At 38.6% G+C, this 16,311-nt stretch carries 19 protein-coding genes; 2 read left to right on the forward strand and 17 right to left on the reverse strand.

The annotated features are described in order from the left end of the window. Nucleotides 1-9 precede the first annotated feature (9 nt). Nucleotides 10-450 (reverse strand): low molecular weight protein arginine phosphatase, encoded by a 441-nt coding sequence (locus BM211_RS18335; protein WP_035430632.1) that lies wholly within the window; start codon nucleotides 448-450, stop codon nucleotides 10-12. A gap of 146 nt (nucleotides 451-596) precedes the next feature. Then, the gene (locus BM211_RS18340; protein ID WP_035430633.1) at nucleotides 597-1,094 is read right to left on the reverse strand and encodes a PTS sugar transporter subunit IIA; all 498 of its coding nucleotides are present in this window, start codon (nucleotides 1,092-1,094) and stop codon (nucleotides 597-599) included. A 318-nt stretch (nucleotides 1,095-1,412) separates the two neighbouring features. On the opposite strand from BM211_RS18340, the gene BM211_RS18345 reads away from it, so the two are divergent. Beyond that, complete coding sequence (locus tag BM211_RS18345) at nucleotides 1,413-1,799, forward strand: DoxX family protein (protein ID WP_035430634.1); 387 nt, start codon at nucleotides 1,413-1,415, stop codon at nucleotides 1,797-1,799. 184 nt (nucleotides 1,800-1,983) lie between these two features. Here the strand turns inward: BM211_RS18345 and BM211_RS18350 are convergent, their stop codons facing one another. Beyond that, nucleotides 1,984-2,403, reverse strand: a complete 420-nt coding sequence (locus tag BM211_RS18350) for a GNAT family N-acetyltransferase (protein ID WP_090998919.1) — start codon at nucleotides 2,401-2,403, stop codon at nucleotides 1,984-1,986. 261 nt (nucleotides 2,404-2,664) lie between these two features. Further along, the gene (locus tag BM211_RS18355) at nucleotides 2,665-3,282 is read right to left on the reverse strand and encodes an HAD family hydrolase (protein ID WP_035430636.1); all 618 of its coding nucleotides are present in this window, start codon (nucleotides 3,280-3,282) and stop codon (nucleotides 2,665-2,667) included. Between the two features lie 248 nt (nucleotides 3,283-3,530). Between BM211_RS18355 and BM211_RS18360 the strand changes: the two genes are divergently transcribed. Beyond that, nucleotides 3,531-4,139, forward strand: coding sequence for a flavin reductase family protein (locus BM211_RS18360; protein ID WP_035430637.1), 609 nt, complete (start codon nucleotides 3,531-3,533; stop codon nucleotides 4,137-4,139). A 166-nt stretch (nucleotides 4,140-4,305) separates the two neighbouring features. Here the strand turns inward: BM211_RS18360 and BM211_RS18365 are convergent, their stop codons facing one another. From BM211_RS18365 to BM211_RS18425, 13 genes are all read right to left on the reverse strand, one after another. Continuing rightward, the gene (locus tag BM211_RS18365) at nucleotides 4,306-4,569 is read right to left on the reverse strand and encodes a DUF3935 domain-containing protein (protein WP_035430638.1); all 264 of its coding nucleotides are present in this window, start codon (nucleotides 4,567-4,569) and stop codon (nucleotides 4,306-4,308) included. A 32-nt stretch (nucleotides 4,570-4,601) separates the two neighbouring features. Then, nucleotides 4,602-5,162 carry a manganese efflux pump MntP gene (locus tag BM211_RS18370; RefSeq protein ID WP_035430639.1) on the reverse strand — a complete coding sequence of 187 codons (561 nt, stop codon included), beginning with the start codon at nucleotides 5,160-5,162 and terminating at the stop codon, nucleotides 4,602-4,604. Nucleotides 5,163-5,219: 57 nt separating this feature from the next. Next, on the reverse strand, nucleotides 5,220-6,263 hold the full coding sequence (locus BM211_RS18375; RefSeq protein ID WP_090998921.1) for an L-threonylcarbamoyladenylate synthase: 1,044 nt from the start codon (nucleotides 6,261-6,263) through the stop codon (nucleotides 5,220-5,222). 107 nt (nucleotides 6,264-6,370) lie between these two features. Beyond that, nucleotides 6,371-6,829, reverse strand: a complete 459-nt coding sequence (locus BM211_RS18380; RefSeq protein ID WP_090998923.1) for a GNAT family N-acetyltransferase — start codon at nucleotides 6,827-6,829, stop codon at nucleotides 6,371-6,373. 52 nt (nucleotides 6,830-6,881) lie between these two features. Continuing rightward, nucleotides 6,882-7,709 carry a stage II sporulation protein R gene (gene spoIIR / locus BM211_RS18385; protein ID WP_090998925.1) on the reverse strand — a complete coding sequence of 276 codons (828 nt, stop codon included), beginning with the start codon at nucleotides 7,707-7,709 and terminating at the stop codon, nucleotides 6,882-6,884. A gap of 330 nt (nucleotides 7,710-8,039) precedes the next feature. After that, entirely contained in the window at nucleotides 8,040-8,888 is an 849-nt protein-coding gene (gene prmC, locus BM211_RS18390; protein WP_035430643.1) for a peptide chain release factor N(5)-glutamine methyltransferase, read from the reverse strand. Continuing rightward, a complete protein-coding gene (prfA, locus tag BM211_RS18395; RefSeq protein WP_035430685.1) occupies nucleotides 8,888-9,955 on the reverse strand; it encodes a peptide chain release factor 1 in 1,068 nt (355 codons plus the stop codon). The genes prmC and prfA overlap by 1 nt, the downstream gene beginning before the upstream one ends. A gap of 147 nt (nucleotides 9,956-10,102) precedes the next feature. Further along, complete coding sequence (locus tag BM211_RS18400; RefSeq protein WP_035430644.1) at nucleotides 10,103-10,687, reverse strand: thymidine kinase; 585 nt, start codon at nucleotides 10,685-10,687, stop codon at nucleotides 10,103-10,105. A 209-nt stretch (nucleotides 10,688-10,896) separates the two neighbouring features. Further along, nucleotides 10,897-11,142 carry a type B 50S ribosomal protein L31 gene (locus BM211_RS18405; RefSeq protein ID WP_034635411.1) on the reverse strand — a complete coding sequence of 82 codons (246 nt, stop codon included), beginning with the start codon at nucleotides 11,140-11,142 and terminating at the stop codon, nucleotides 10,897-10,899. 142 nt (nucleotides 11,143-11,284) lie between these two features. Next, complete coding sequence (gene rho / locus BM211_RS18410) at nucleotides 11,285-12,556, reverse strand: transcription termination factor Rho (protein WP_035430645.1); 1,272 nt, start codon at nucleotides 12,554-12,556, stop codon at nucleotides 11,285-11,287. A 213-nt stretch (nucleotides 12,557-12,769) separates the two neighbouring features. Beyond that, nucleotides 12,770-13,735, reverse strand: coding sequence for a class II fructose-bisphosphatase (gene glpX / locus BM211_RS18415; protein ID WP_035430646.1), 966 nt, complete (start codon nucleotides 13,733-13,735; stop codon nucleotides 12,770-12,772). Nucleotides 13,736-13,815: 80 nt separating this feature from the next. Further along, on the reverse strand, nucleotides 13,816-15,105 hold the full coding sequence (locus BM211_RS18420; protein WP_035430647.1) for a UDP-N-acetylglucosamine 1-carboxyvinyltransferase: 1,290 nt from the start codon (nucleotides 15,103-15,105) through the stop codon (nucleotides 13,816-13,818). Nucleotides 15,106-15,366: 261 nt separating this feature from the next. Further along, nucleotides 15,367-16,224 carry a class II fructose-bisphosphate aldolase gene (locus tag BM211_RS18425; protein WP_035430648.1) on the reverse strand — a complete coding sequence of 286 codons (858 nt, stop codon included), beginning with the start codon at nucleotides 16,222-16,224 and terminating at the stop codon, nucleotides 15,367-15,369. Nucleotides 16,225-16,311 lie beyond the last annotated feature (87 nt).

Consider the following 16,311-nt stretch of genomic DNA (forward strand, 5'->3'; position numbering starts at 1 on the left):
CACGAAACATTAGCTTTCTGAGTGTTTTTTCACCAAAGTTTGCACAAGTTGTTCCATTTCTTCTAATGTTGCTTTATAAATAGCAAGCGAACCGCCAAAAGGATCAGAAATATCCTTATTTGTACCTTCTACAAATTTATAGAATGTATGCACTTTTTCACTTATTTCTGGATGGTGCGCTAATAAAAGTTGGCGATGTCCTGCTGTCATCGTCAATACAACATCCGACCACTCTAACAACTCTGCCGTCACCAGCTTTGAAGAATGGGCAATTGAAATCCCCTTTTCTTCTAGCGCATTTTTAGCATGAAGAGATGCATCAGTACCAACCTCCGCAAAAACACCGGCAGATTGCACGTCAAACTGCTCCTTACCATGATGATGTAATAACGCCTCTGCCATCGGGCTGCGGCACGTATTACCTGTACAAACGAATAATACTCGCTTCACCAAACACCACTCCTTATGATGAATATCTATTTTCATCATAACGCACAATGGTAGCGAAAAAAAGAAATGTATGTATAAGTTAAAAAAACGGACATAAAAAAGAATCCACTCCAATTATGAAATGGATTCCTTACTTATCAAAATGATTATTTCATTGTTACTTTCATTACTCCAGTTGAACCTTTTGTAGCTGTTACACCTACAGTTGTTTCAATAGATTCTGTTTCACCTGTGTTTGTAATAACGATTGGTGTAATTGTACTTTTCGCTTTTTCACGAATTAATTCTAAATCGAAAGAGATTAATTTATCACCAGCTTTAACAGCTTGTCCTTCAGAGACGTATGTTTCAAAACCTTCGCCTGCCATGTTTACAGTTTCTAATCCAACGTGGATTAAGATCTCCGCACCGTTTTTCGCTTTAATACCTACAGCATGTTTTGTGTGGAATAATTGTACAATCTCACCATCTACCGGAGATACTACCACACCTTCAGTTGGATCAATGGCAACACCATCTCCCATCATACGACCAGCAAATACTGGATCTGGTACTTCTTCAATATTTTTCACTTCTCCAGTTAATGGAGAGACAATTGTTTCTGCATTTGTTTTAGAACCAAAACCAAATAATTTTTTAAACATAGGTTAATCCTCCTTATCATTCATCGCTTTAGCGATATAAAAACGTTCCCATAAAATGAAATCGTTAACCAGACTTTTATTGTATCTTCTCAAAAAATTCCAGTCAATTCAGACTGTCTGAATTCAATTGAAAAAGAAGTGAACTTTCTCCATTTTCCCCCATAAATTGTATAAACCCCTTAACAACATCATTGTTTTTTCATCTATTATTTGTAAAATTTATTTTCGTTTTTTAGATAATTAGCTTGACTAAAGTAAGTAACTATTTTATTATTACTTACATAAGGTAAGTAAATAACTTTTTGGAGGTTTTATAAAATGATGAACATTGGTCTTCTTATTATCCGTCTTATTATTGGGATTACTTTCATGGGGCATGGCACACAAAAATTATTTGGCTGGTTCGGCGGTCACGGTTTAAAAGGAACTGGCGGCTGGATGGAATCAATCGGTTTACGACCAGGCGTATTTATGGCATTTATGGCCGGAGCAACTGAATTACTAGGCGGTTTCTTATTTGCTGCTGGTATTTTCACTTGGGTAGGTGCTCTATTTATTGTCGGCACAATGTTAGTAGCCATCATCACAGTTCACGGAAAAAATGGCTACTGGGTTACACAAAACGGTTTTGAATATAACCTTATTTTAATTACAGTTGCAGTTGGCGTTGCCCTTATCGGACCTGGCGCTTACACTTTAATTTAACTAAAAATCTTGAATTCGAGATTTTTTCAACCCATTAAAAAAGTCGATCTCTTAACCAAGAAATCGACTTTTTTTATTTGTCCTTATTCAACTAAAGCTCCTGTTAGCTTAATAAGGAAAAAAGGTTACTAGAAGAATAATGGCTTTTATGTTGATTAATACCTTCTTCTAAAATTTATTATGTCTATTCTTTTGAAATTACAGTAAACATCCCCGTCATGTTGGGTGAGTAATCTTTAAAATCATATTTTTCATAGAATGGTTCTTTACCTTGTGATGCAAACAAACCAACAAACGCTTTATCTGGGGCATTCCGATTTAAGTATTCGACCAAAATACTCATTATTTCCTTTCCAATACCATTCTTTTGATAATCTGGATGAACCACTATATCTTGAATATAGAAATAGATAGCCCCATCGCCAACAATTCTCCCCATACCCACAATTTGATCATTATCATGGACTGTGATGCAGTGAATAGAATTTTGAAGTGATGTCTCCACCACTTCAAAATTCATATAATTAGTCCATCCCACAGAGTCACATAAATATTTATATTCTTCCAATGTTGGAATGTTATTTTTAATCTCATATTTCTTCAAAATGGATCCTCCCAGCCTTCAATTTCACCAAATAAAGTATATTCGAAACAGTTTTATCTAATCCTCTTACTAACTGAACCTGCCCCGTTAGGTTTTCCGCTTAACATTGTAAATCCGCATAAACCTGACGCTACTCCATGCCCATCAAGCTAAGAAAGGCAAATACCCAAAAAAATAAAAAAACCTTCAGATAAGCCGATAAGTATCTTAAAATCACAATCTGTTATTCTGTTAGTTCCTTTAATCATTTGTTATTATTCTTTAGAATAGGTCTAAAAGATCATCAAATTTCTCTATAACTTGATCATATTCACTTACATTTCCAAAACCGTACTTTGCGTAAACAAAAGGGATACCCGCATACCTAGACGCCTTTAGATCACTCTCTGTATCCCCAACATAAACAGGTTTTGAAAGGTTGTTTCTTTCAATTATTAATTTGATATTGTCTCCTTTTGAGAGACCCGTTCTACCAGGGTTTTCATAATCTAAAAAGTAATTCTCAAGTTTATGATACCGATAAAATCCCTCAATATAACCCTGTTGACAATTGCTAACGATAAAAAGTTTATATTTCTTAGAAAGGTTATATAGTACATCTTCCACGTTTTCAAAAAGAACCCCACCGTGTTTCTCTATATATTTACCTTCGATCTCAAAGCACTGTTTAATGATTTGTGTTCGAGTGTTTAAATCTAAGTTTGGAAATAACTTGCTACTTATGTCTTCCATTTGAAGTCCCATAGTACCTTCGAAGTCTCTTCTTGTTAACTTCTTTTCTATTTGCTTATTTTCCTCAACTACACTATTCCATGCAAGTAGTACAGTGTTTATAGAATCCCAAATAGTTCCATCCAAATCAAAAATTATACTATCCATATGTATGCTCTCCCCATCATTTATAATATATACGTACGAAACTCAGCTAAACCGCCCCGAATTTCCTATATATGTAAATCATATCATAAACACAAAATTTTTGTGTAGGCCTATTTAAAGATAGTAACTTGATAGGGATATGACGCTATCCCCTTTACAAAAATATATTTTTTCAGCAGGAGTTTCCCCCTCTTATCTTGTAAACAAACAAAGAAGTGTTACACATATTAAGAAGGGAGATTACATATATGCGATCTATTAATCCAAATGAACAAACTGAGAAAGACAATTACAAATTACTAACGGGGAGTATCATTCCACGCCCAGTTGCATTCGTCACAACCGTTACAAATGATGGGGTACTAAACGGCGCTCCATTTAGCTACTTTAATATCGTTGCGGCAAATCCGCCTCTTATCTCAGTTTCCGTACAACGAAAAGACGGAAAGCCAAAAGATACAGCACGAAATGCGATGGAGAAAGAAGAATTTGTCGTTCATATTTCTGATGAATCTTATGCAGAAGCCATTAACGAAACAGCAGCTAATCTTCCTCCAAATGAAAGTGAAATCGAACTCGCAAAACTAACACCGATCGATAGTGATGTAATTTCTGTACCAGGAGTAAAAGAAGCAAGCATTCGTATGGAATGTATATTAGAGAGCGCTATTCAATTAGGCGGAACAGAAAACTCCCCAGCATGCGATCTACTAATCGGTCGCATCGTACGATTCCATATCGCTGAGCACCTATACGAAAATGGACGCATTAACGCTGAACAACTAAAACCAATAAGCCGATTAGCCGGACATAACTACGCAAAACTTGGAGAACAGTTTGAGCTTGTAAGGCCATAATTAAAAGCGGAGGCGGCTCGATCAGAACAAGAGGGGGATGGAGCTTCTGACATAGAGGCGCTTTTTGCCTCGGCGGAAGACGCGAAGCCACCGACTGTTCTAGTCGCCGATATATTATGTATACAACTATGAAAGCCCAGCTACTTATCACAGCTGGGCCTTTACGCTATTCTTCACGAAATGATTCTACTTCTTCTTTCTTCGGTTTTTCTAATTTCACAACAAAGAAATATAAAGAAATAAGGGTTACAATAAAGACAATTAAAAATGGGTACGGAGAATAGAAAATATGCGCTCCGCCTGTTTGGTCATCCATAAATTTTAGTGCATCTATATCAAAAAACTCTGCTAATCTTTGAACACCTAGCATACTAAACCAGAAAACAAAAAAGCTAACAATAATACCGAAAAATTGTTTAATTTTAATCATAGCTGTCATCCTTTCTAAGAAGTTGGCTACGTTCATACCGAAAATAATAATTTTATCCCAAATCCAACAAGTATAATACCGCCAAGCACTTCTCCATATGTCCCAAAAATACTTTGTGCCCTGCGGCCAATTAACAATCCGAACCAAGTAAGCATCATGCTCACGACACCAAATATGAGAATTGTGACAAACGTACGCGCTCCGTAAATACCGAGACTTAAGCCAACAGAAAAACTATCCATACTTACACTAAAAGCAAACAATAGTAAACTTGCCCCAGCCGGAACACTTCTATATTCATCATTGTGAGATATTGACGTATACACAATGTGAAATCCTAATCCCATTAATAAAACACTACCTATAAAAGTGGCAATGGAGCCAAATTGCTCTGATAAAAAACGGCCAAGTATCATACCGATAAAAGGCATAATTATATGAAATGTACCAATTGTAATGCCGATAAAAAAAATTTGACGCAGCTTAAGCGCAATCATTCCCATACCGAGACTAACCGAAAACGCATCAAGCCCTAGCGCAAATGCCATAATAAATAGCGGCAACAATTCGCTTATAATATGTTCAATTGTCATAATGTCCCCCCTCGGACTTGCTACTTCACAATATGCACGTCCGAGGAGAGTTAGAATTTATTTTTCGAATATGATGTGGTGACCCGCGGCTTTTGTTAAACGATTCATGATTGCACTACCTATTCCTTCACTTGGGAACGACTCACTAAAAATAATATCAACACCGCTTGCGTCAAATGTACGCAATACATCATAAAGCTTTGTCGCAACGGTTGCTAAGTCACTGCGCTGTCCGCAAGATAGAACAACGTCTGCTTGATAGACATGCTCATATTCCTCTGTTGTTAATACGCCTACTTTATAACCTTCTTGCTTTTTATTATCCACAAGTTGTTGAATAAATGTACGCGAACCCTCAACAATACTAAGCGGAGCTTTCGGTGCATAATGCGTATATTTCATCCCTGGCGATTTTGGTTTTTCTGTTTCATCCTTTAATGCCGGATCTAATAAAACAGGTCCAATTACTTCTTCTAATTGCTCCTTCGTAATACCACCCGGACGCAAAATCGTTGGTATTTCACTCGTACAATCTAGTACAGTTGATTCCACACCAACACCAGTTGCCCCGCCATCCACAATACCAGCAATTTTCCCATCTAAATCTTCGTATACATGAGAAGCGAGCGTTGGACTAGGGCGCCCGGAACGATTCGCACTTGGAGCCGCTACTGGTACACTTGCTGCTTCAATAAGCGCTAATGCTACTGGATGATCTGGCATGCGAACTGCTACCGTCTCCAACCCAGCTGTTACTTTTTCAGAGATCCCGTCTTTTTTCGGAAAAACAAGCGTTAATGGCCCTGGCCAGAAATGCTTCATTAATACATTTGCAATTGGCGGAACATGAGCTACAATACCATCTAATTGTTCTTCCGTACCAATATGTACAATAAGCGGATTATCACTTGGTCTTCCTTTTGCTTCGAAAATTTTTGCAACAGCTTCGTCACTTAATGCATTCGCACCAAGCCCGTAAACTGTTTCAGTCGGAAAGGCTACTGCTTCATTTTCTCGTAATAAATGCGCTGCTTCTTGTAATTGTGGATAATCTTTTTTTATTTCCACAACATTATCCACAGTCCACATTTTTGTATTCATTTTTTTCCACGTCCTTTTCTGCCATGAAATACTTGTTATTTGTAGTTTACTATGAGATTTATCCAAAAGACAAATAAGATTTATCCACAAAATGTGGATAAATCCATTTAATCAGTGGATAACTTTGTGAATAGCTGACAATTTAGTATAATTACATTCGGTTGTTTTATATTTTCACAAAAATGTTCTAATTCCTGAATCCCTTCTGATACAACGTCCTTTTCAACCGTTTCAAATTGAAAAAACTGAAATATCGTCACAGATTGTGGACTATTTGTGAGTAAAAATAATTGCTCAATATTTTTTTCTTTAATATATTGTAAAAACGTTTCAAAAAAATGCAAGAACATAGATTTATCCACAGCAAGTGTGAATAAACACGAGCGAAGAAGCGCATCACTTCCAGCTTGCTCATATCCAACAGCCGCTTGAATTTGGTCCTCTTCTTCTAATATCATAAAATTCCCATACAGTTGATCTAAACGTTCTTCGTTCATCCGAACTTGTCCAAAAAAGGTTTGTAGTCTTTCCACATCTGCTTTTGTAGCAAAACGTATGTGCTTCATACACAATCCCTCCTCATACTTTTATATATGAGGAGGGATTCTCTTTTAGAACCTATTTTGAAAATAAAGATGTAAATGCTTCTACGATAAACAATTTTACTTCCGGCTTTTCTTCCGTTTCTTCTACTACCTTCACTTGCTCTTCTTGTTTACTAACATCCGGTTCTTCTTGCTTACTTTCTTCTTGTAATTCTTTTTCAATACGTTTTTCTTGCGCATCCTTTGCTTTCACTTTTTGTTTCGGTGCGATGCGCGTCTCTTTCTTATCCTTAGGAGATTGTGTTATTTCTTCTTTTACAATTTCCTTTTGCACATAATTTTCTTCTATATCATCCTCATCAATCGTTTCGGCTTTCACAACAGGCTCTTCTCGTTTTACAGCTGTACCACTAGAGAAATCTAAGAAACACATAGGCGGAAATAACACGCACCACCAATTCGCCCCTTCACCTTTTCCAATTGTCACAAGTACTGCTTCATACTCTCCAGCTGGATAAATAAAATTCCCATATACTTTCGTTGGAAATTTGATATGTTTATTAAACTGAACCGTAAAAGTTTCCTTACTACCTTCTCGTTTCAATGTTTTTGCAACTGTTTGTTCAAGCTCTGGGATACGGCTTTGAATGACGCGACGTGCGTCTTCAAACGATTTTAACTCTGCCACCCAACCATCGATTTGCGCTTTCACTTCATCACGCACTTTACGTTTTAACTCTTGATCTTCCTTCGAATCACTATTAGCCAAAATACGTAATCGAATCGCCTCTTTCGGAATTACGACAGGTCCTTTCGCATCAACTTTCATATATCCAAAGTGCGCAATCATTTGTGCACCAATTAATAATAAAAGTAGATAAGCAATCGCTTGTTTTTTCATCTTATCTCCACCGTCCCTTCAGTAAAACAGTGTAGACAAGTTTTCTTCTTTCTAAACTACTAAATTTAGAATCTATTTATTTTTATCCAATCGTTCTTTTTATCGGCGCTTTTTAAAATATATCAGCGCTTCGGCACAATATACAGTGAAACTTCCATCAGTGACGCCTTTTTCACTGATGGTTAGCTCTCACCAATCGGGCTTTTACGGGCTGTTTTCTTCCCTGCTCTTCTCCAGCTTTTACTGCCCGTTAATGCGGGATAAAGACCCTTCAACACCGTTTGACACGCTAAATACACTACAGGGAGCTGACTCAGCTCCCTGTTAACATTACATTTCCGCGAAGACCATGCGATCTTTCCCGTTAATATCAAATACAACTTCTACATGCGCATGAGGGAATGTTTCTTGCAGTAAGGCACGCACATCTTCACCTTGTCCTACGCCTACTTCAAAAGCAACAATCGCCTCTTCTTGCAACACCTTTGGCAATTCCTCCATAAAGCGTCGATAGAAGTCCAGCCCATCTTCACCGCCAACGAGCGCACGCTTTGGCTCATGCTCTTTCACTACGGAAGAGAGCCCTCTCCAATCCTCTTCTGGAATGTAAGGAGGATTCGACACAACAACATCTAGCTTTTGCTTCGTTTCCTGAAACGGCGACAATAAATCACCGTGATAGAACGTTACATTCGCCTGTAATTCTGCTGCATTTTTCTGCGCCACTTCAATCGATTCTGGAGCAATATCGACTGTATATACATGTAAACGGGGATTTTCTAAAGAAAGTGTAATCGAAATTGCCCCGCTACCAGTGCCAATATCAGCCACATGTACACCCTTATCTCCAAATTTACGACGAATACGTGTTAATATTCCTAGCACAAGCTCCTCTGTTTCCGGTCTTGGAATAAGCACTTCTTCATTGACAAAAAATGAACGCCCATAAAACATTTCATATCCAATTAAGTACTGAACAGGCATGCCCGCTACATGCTTGTGGATAAAGTCTGCAAAAATGCGCTCTTGTTCTGCCGTTAATTCTTCACGCATGTTCATCATTAAACCTGTTCGATTCGTCTTTAATACATGACAAAGGACAATTTCTCCCGCATTTTCATCTCGCCCATTTTCTTGTAAAAAAGAAGAAGCCCATTTCAGGGCTTCATAGACACGCATTACTCAGCTGCCTCCATCTTTTGCGCCTGATCTTCCATCACTAAGGCATTGATGAAATCATCTAACTTACCTTGTAAGATTTGATCCAGCTTCTGAATCGTTAAACCGATTCGATGGTCTGTAACACGATTTTGCGGGAAGTTGTACGTACGAATACGCTCAGAACGGTCTCCCGTACCAACAGCTTGTTTACGGTTTTGATCGTACTCAGCTTGCGCTTCTTGTCTAAACTTATCATAAACACGCGCACGTAATACTTTCATTGCTTTTTCTTTATTCTTAATTTGTGACTTTTCATCCTGACAAGAAACAACTACACCAGTCGGTAAATGCGTTAAACGTACCGCTGACATCGTTGTATTAACACTTTGTCCACCAGGACCACTAGAAGCAAACGTATCCACACGAACATCTTTTTCATGAATATCGATTTCTACTTCTTCTGCTTCCGGTAATACAGCTACAGTTGCTGTAGAAGTATGGATACGTCCTCCAGATTCTGTTTCCGGAACACGTTGCACACGGTGCGCACCATTTTCAAATTTCAACTTTGCAAAAGCGCCTTTACCGTTGATCATAAAGATAATCTCTTTATATCCACCTAGTTCTGTATAGCTCGCTTCGATAATTTCAGTTTTCCAACCTTGCACCTCAGCATAACGGCTATACATACGGTATAAATCACCAGCAAATAATGCCGCTTCATCACCACCAGCAGCACCACGAACCTCTACGATAACGTTCTTATCATCATTCGGGTCCTTTGGAACAAGTAAAATTTTCAGACGCTCTGATAATTCCTTCTCTTGTCCCTCTAGCTCAGACACTTCTTCTTTTACCATTTCACGCATGTCAGCATCTAACTTCTCTTCTAACATCGATTTTGCATCTCTTAATTGTTCACGAGCATCTTTATACTCACGGTACACCTCTACCGTCTCTTGTATATCAGATTGTTCTTTTGAATACTCACGAAGTTTGTTCGGATCACTTATAATCTCTGGATCACTTAAAAGCTCGTTTAACTTTTCATAACGGTCCTCTACAGCTTGCAAACGATCTAACACAACATTCACCTCAACATCCTAGTCTCTAATCTAATACAAATAGTATATGGTACATAACAAAAAAAACGCAAATTATATTTAAAAGTGGCGACGGCTCATTCAGCCCCTACGCATTTTCTAAAAAAACCCGCCTTATGTAGCGAGTTTTTATCTCTGTTCAATTGGTACAGCATGACAATGACGACAACGTGGTTCATATGATTCTGATGCGCCAACTAAAATAATTGGATCATCAAAAGAAGCTGGTTCCCCATTGATTAAACGTTGCGTACGACTTGCAGGAGATCCGCATTCAGCACATACTGCTTGCAGTTTTGTTACATGCTCCGCAATTGCCATAAGCTGAGGAACTTGTCCAAATGGTAGACCACGGAAATCTTGGTCTAAACCGGCAACAATTACACGATAGCCGCGGCTTGCCAATTCTTGCACCACTTCCACAATGTCCCCATCAAAAAATTGTACTTCATCAATTGCTATAACATCAATATCCTCCGTTACGTGTTCAAATATCTCCTTTGAAGCCGCAACAGGAACTGCTCTTACTTTCAATCCATTATGCGACACAACGTCTTCTTCACTATAACGATTATCAATACACGGTTTAAAGACTATCGCATTTTGCTTTGCAAATTGCGTACGGCGCACACGGCGGATGAGTTCTTCTGATTTCCCGGAGAACATGCTTCCACAAATCACTTCAAGCCAACCGTGTTGATTTATTACGTACATAAAAGCCCCTCCGTTCACCTATATGAATCCATTTTGATTTTCTGACATATAAATTGGCCAGATGCCCTCGCCACCTAAAAAAGATGGTTTTATGTCGTTTTTTCATTTGGATTTATATGCTTATTCTCACTTTAAGTAGGTAAAGATTTATATTTTCGCAAAAAAAACAGACAAGCGGATATATACACTTGCCTGCTTTATGTTTGTTATTACTTAAGGCCGTATTTCTTGTTGAAGCGGTCAACACGTCCGTCTGCAGTAGCAAACTTCTGACGTCCTGTGTAGAATGGGTGAGAATCAGAACTGATCTCAACTTTTAGTAATGGATAAGTGTTACCATCTTCCCACTCAATAGTTTCGTTAGAACCTTTTGTAGATCCGCTTAAGAATTTGAAGCCTGTGTTTGTATCCATAAATACAACTTTCTTGTAATCTGGATGGATTCCTGCTTTCATTCTTTTCATCTCCTTCCGCCCTGAATCATTTTCGAAACAGAGTTTTTTCATCGTTAGCTGCAATCACAACTATAGTTGATGAAACGCACATGATGAAATTATAACAAGGCTATCTACATTTTGCAACTACCTGTTTTTAGCATTACTTCATCGTGACATATCTCTTTGAATCTGCAGGGATATTTTGCAAGAATTCTTCATTTGTCTTTGTTTGACGTAGCTTACGCAAGAAGCTTTCGATGAAGTCTGGCGTATCTCTCATTGTTTTACGAATACCCCATAACTTATCTAAATGTTCTTTTGGAATCAATAAATCTTCTTTACGTGTACCAGAACGACGAATATCAATAGCTGGGAAAATACGACGTTCTGCTAAAGAACGATCTAAGTGAAGCTCCATATTTCCTGTTCCTTTAAACTCTTCATAAATAACATCATCCATACGAGACCCTGTATCAACAAGAGCTGTTGCTAAAATTGTTAAGCTACCGCCCTCTTCGATATTACGAGCTGCTCCGAAAAAGCGCTTTGGTCTGTGGAATGCTGCCGGATCGATACCACCAGATAACGTACGGCCGCTTGGCGGAATCACAAGGTTGTACGCACGCGCTAAACGGGTAATACTATCCATTAAAATGACAACGTCTTTTTTATGTTCAACAAGACGCATCGCACGCTCTAATACAAGCTCAGCTACTTTAATATGATTTTCTGGTACCTCATCAAAAGTAGAACTTACAACATCACCTTTCACAGAACGTTCGATATCCGTTACTTCCTCTGGACGTTCGTCAATTAAAAGTACAATCAGTTCTGCTTCTGGATGATTTGTTGTAACGCTATGTGCAATTTCTTTTAACAGTATCGTTTTACCAGCCTTTGGCGGCGCAACGATTAGACCACGTTGCCCAAATCCAACTGGTGCAATTAAATCCATGATGCGTGTTGATAATTTCTTTGTTTCCGTTTCCAATTTCATTTGACGATTTGGATATAACGGTGTTAGCGCTGGGAAATGCACACGTTCTTTCGCTGACTCTGGATCATCTCCATTAACCGCCTCAACTTGTAGCAATCCAAAGTAGCGTTCATTTTCTTTCGGAGGTCGCACTTTACCAGAAACCTTATCTCCATTACGCAAATCAAAACGACGAATTTGCGAAGCTGAAATATAAATATCTTCAGAACTCGGAGAATAGTTGATTGGACGTAGGAAGCCAAATCCTTCTGATTGAATAATTTCCAGTACGCCTTCCATGAAAAAGAAACCTTCTTTTTCTGCTCGCGCTTTTAAAATTGCAAAAATTAACTCTTTCTTCGTTAATTTGCTGTAATAAGAAATCTTAAATTCTTTTGCAAGTTCATATAACTCTTTTAACTTCATGTTTTCTAATGCTGAAATTGTTAAATTCATTCGGACACCACACTTTAATATTATTCTCTTTTTTCATTGGGTAAGGGAAATTATGGAAGGTTAATGCATATTAATGAAAGGCAATAAGTACAAGTAGAGTAATATTCACTATTGTAACCCTTTTACCTCATTTTAATCAATACATTGCGAGACAAATACAAGAAGCGAAGACAACAAAATTTGTCTTCGCTCTATCTATCACTTTCACACTTCCTATTTTATAACTAAATTTGGTTTTTTATTTAAACTATGACGACCGTCAACAAAGCGAACTGTTCCCGATTTCGCGCGCATAACAAGAGAGTGTGTTGTACCAGTACTTCCTTTAAATTGAACACCGCGCAGTAATTCACCGTCAGTAACACCGGTTGCTGCAAAGATTGCATCGTCACCTTTTACTAAATCTTCCATATAAAGAACACGGTTAACATCATCGATGCCCATTTTTTTGCAGCGTTCTAGTTCTGCTTCATTTTGCGGAAGAAGCTTCCCTTGAATTTCTCCACCTAAACATTTTAATGCTACAGCAGCTAGAACTCCCTCCGGTGCACCACCAGATCCGAATAAAATATCAACACCCGTGCGATCAAATGCTGTGTTAATAGCACCAGCTACATCACCGTCGTTAATCAATTTAATGCGTGCTCCCGCTTTACGAATTTCCTCAATAATTGCTTGATGACGTGGTCTATTTAAAATAGTTGCTACAACATCTTCAATATTTTTATTTTTTGCTCTCGCAACTGCACGTAAGTTATCAATAACTGGTGCATTAATATCAACTGCACCAACTGCTTCTGGACCAACCGCAATTTTCTCCATATACATGTCAGGTGCATGTAATAAGTTTCCATGGTCTGCTACGGCAATGACTGCTAACGCATTCCATCCTCCTGCTGCAACGATATTTGTTCCTTCTAATGGATCAACTGCTACATCAACGCGCGGACCATATCCAGTCCCTAATTTTTCACCGATATATAGCATTGGTGCTTCATCCATTTCCCCTTCACCAATTACTACAGTTCCTTTCATCGGTACTGTGTCAAACACATCGCGCATCGCTGAAGTTGCTGCCCCATCTGCTTCATCTTTCTTACCAAGCCCCATCCAGCGTGCTGATGATAACGCTGCAGCCTCCGTTACACGTACTAATTCCATGGATAAACTTCTTTCCAATCTAATCCCTCTCCTTTAAACCTTAATATTTCTCCCATAATTAACATTCACCATGCGCCCTATTATAGACGCAAAGCTCTTTAGGCGTTTTTCATCTGTTCAATCTCTTGTCTTGTCATTTTTTCACGCCAAATTTTTGCGCCAAGACCTCGAAGCTTGTCCTCTAAATTTTCATAGCCGCGATCAATATGCTCCAGCCCTGTAATCTCAGTGATCCCTTCTGCCATTAAACCTGCAATAACAAGAGCAGCCCCGGCACGTAAGTCACTTGCTTTCACTTTCGCTCCTTGCAGCGAAATAGGCCCTGTCACGATAGCAGAACGACCTTCTACTTTAATTTGCGCATTCATTCTTCTTAATTCATCTATATGTTTAAATCGTGCGCCGTAAATTGTATCTGTTACAACTGCCGTTCCGCTTGCCTTTGTTAATAACGTCGTAAACGGTTGCTGTAAGTCAGTTGGAAACCCTGGATATACGAGCGTTTTTACATCTACCATTTTTAACTGGCGATCCCCACTTACCACAATTTGATCATCATGTGTTTCTACTCTGACACCCATTTCCCGAAGCTTAGCCGTTATAGATTCTAAGTGCTGCGGAATCACATTATCAACTACAACTTCACCGCCAGAAGCCGCACCCAGAATCATATATGTTCCAGCTTCAATGCGATCAGGAATAATAGAGTGATAACAGCCGTGAAGCGATTCAACACCATCGATACGAATTACGTCTGTTCCTGCTCCTTTAATGCGAGCTCCCATACTTGTAAGCAATGTGGCTACATCAATAATTTCAGGTTCTTTCGCTGCATTTTCAATGATTGTCCTACCTTTTGCACGCACGGCAGCAAGCATAATGTTAATTGTCGCACCTACACTGACAACATCTAAATAAATACGTGCTCCCCGCAGTTCCTCTGCACGTAAATATATTGCACCTTGCTCATTCGTGACATGTGCTCCAAGCGCTTCAAACCCCTTAATATGCTGGTCAATTGGCCTTGGTCCTAAATGACATCCACCAGGAAGTCCAATTACCGCTTGTTTAAAACGACCGAGCATTGCTCCCATTAAATAATAGGAAGCACGCAGCTTTTTTACCTTTCCATTCGGAAGAGGCATTGCTACCATCTTAGAAGGATCAATTGTCATTTCTTCATCTTGATGATATGTGACTGATCCACCAATTTCCTCTAACAAATCACCGAGTATTTTCACATCAGAAATATTAGGTACACCACCAATTGTAACGGGTGTTTCTGCTAAAATGGTCGCAGGAATAAGCGCAACAGCACTATTTTTTGCACCACTCACACGAATTGAACCATGTAAAGGTACACCGCCTTCAATCAGCAACTTATCCATCTTAAGCCCCCTTCTTGTGAATTCATTTCCCGATCCATTCCCTACTGTAACGGGTAAGTTCACTACTTCGGATACATTCTTACACTTGCGAGTATGTCCATGCTCTCTGTTCCCTTTATTTTTACATAATTACAAAAATAATTCTCTTAAAATGCCCTAACAAGCAGAAATTTGTCTATTCCGCAAAATGTTCACGCTTTCATTATACAACGAAACGAAACCGTCTAAAAGGCTAGACGGTTTCTAAAGTCATTTTTAAAATTATGCTTGACCGTTAGAACCAAACTCACGAATTTTACCGATTACAGTCGCTTTAATTGCTTCACGACCAGGCCCGATAAATTTACGAGGATCGTAAACTTCTTGGTCTTTATTTAACACTTCACGAACCGCTTTTGTAAACTCGATTTGGTTTTCAGTGTTTACGTTGATTTTAGAAGTACCTAAAGAGATAGATTTTTTGATGTCAGCTGTTGGGATACCAGTACCACCGTGAAGTACTAAAGGTACACCAGTTACGTCACGAACTTCTTCCATCTCTTTGAATCCTAAGTTAGGCTCACCTTTGTAAGGACCATGTACAGAACCTAATGCTGGAGCAAGGCAATCAATACCTGTTGCAGCTACTAGTTCTTTACACTCTTGAGGATCAGCGTAGATAACACCTTCAGCTACTACGTCATCTTCTTGTCCGCCAACTGTACCAAGCTCAGCTTCTACAGATACGTTACGAGCGTGTGCATATTCTACTACTTTTTTAGTAGTTTCGATATTTTCTTCAAATGGGTGGTGAGAAGCATCGATCATTACAGATGTGAAACCTGCATCAATTGCTTCTTTACATTTTTCGAAGCTTGAACCATGGTCAAGGTGAATCGCAACAGGAACAGTGATGTTCATTTCTTCGATTAAAGCTTTAACCATAGCTACAACTGTTTTGAAACCAGTCATATGACGAGCTGCACCTTCAGATACACCTAAAATTACAGGAGATTTTTCTTCTTCTGCAGCAGCTAAGATAGCTTGTGTCCACTCTAAGTTATTCATGTTGAATTGACCAACTGCATATTTTCCTTCTAGCGCTTTGTTTAGCATTTCTTTCATGGAAACTAAAGGCATGGTAAATCCTCCTAAAAACGTTTTTTTGTATCCGATAAGTTCTTATCGGTGGTAGTATGACCACAATAAGGAAAAATATGTATAATC

Origin of the sequence: Bacillus sp. 491mf, from assembly GCF_900112415.1 — a bacterium.
Classification (GTDB): Bacteria; Bacillota; Bacilli; order Bacillales; family Bacillaceae_G; genus Bacillus_A.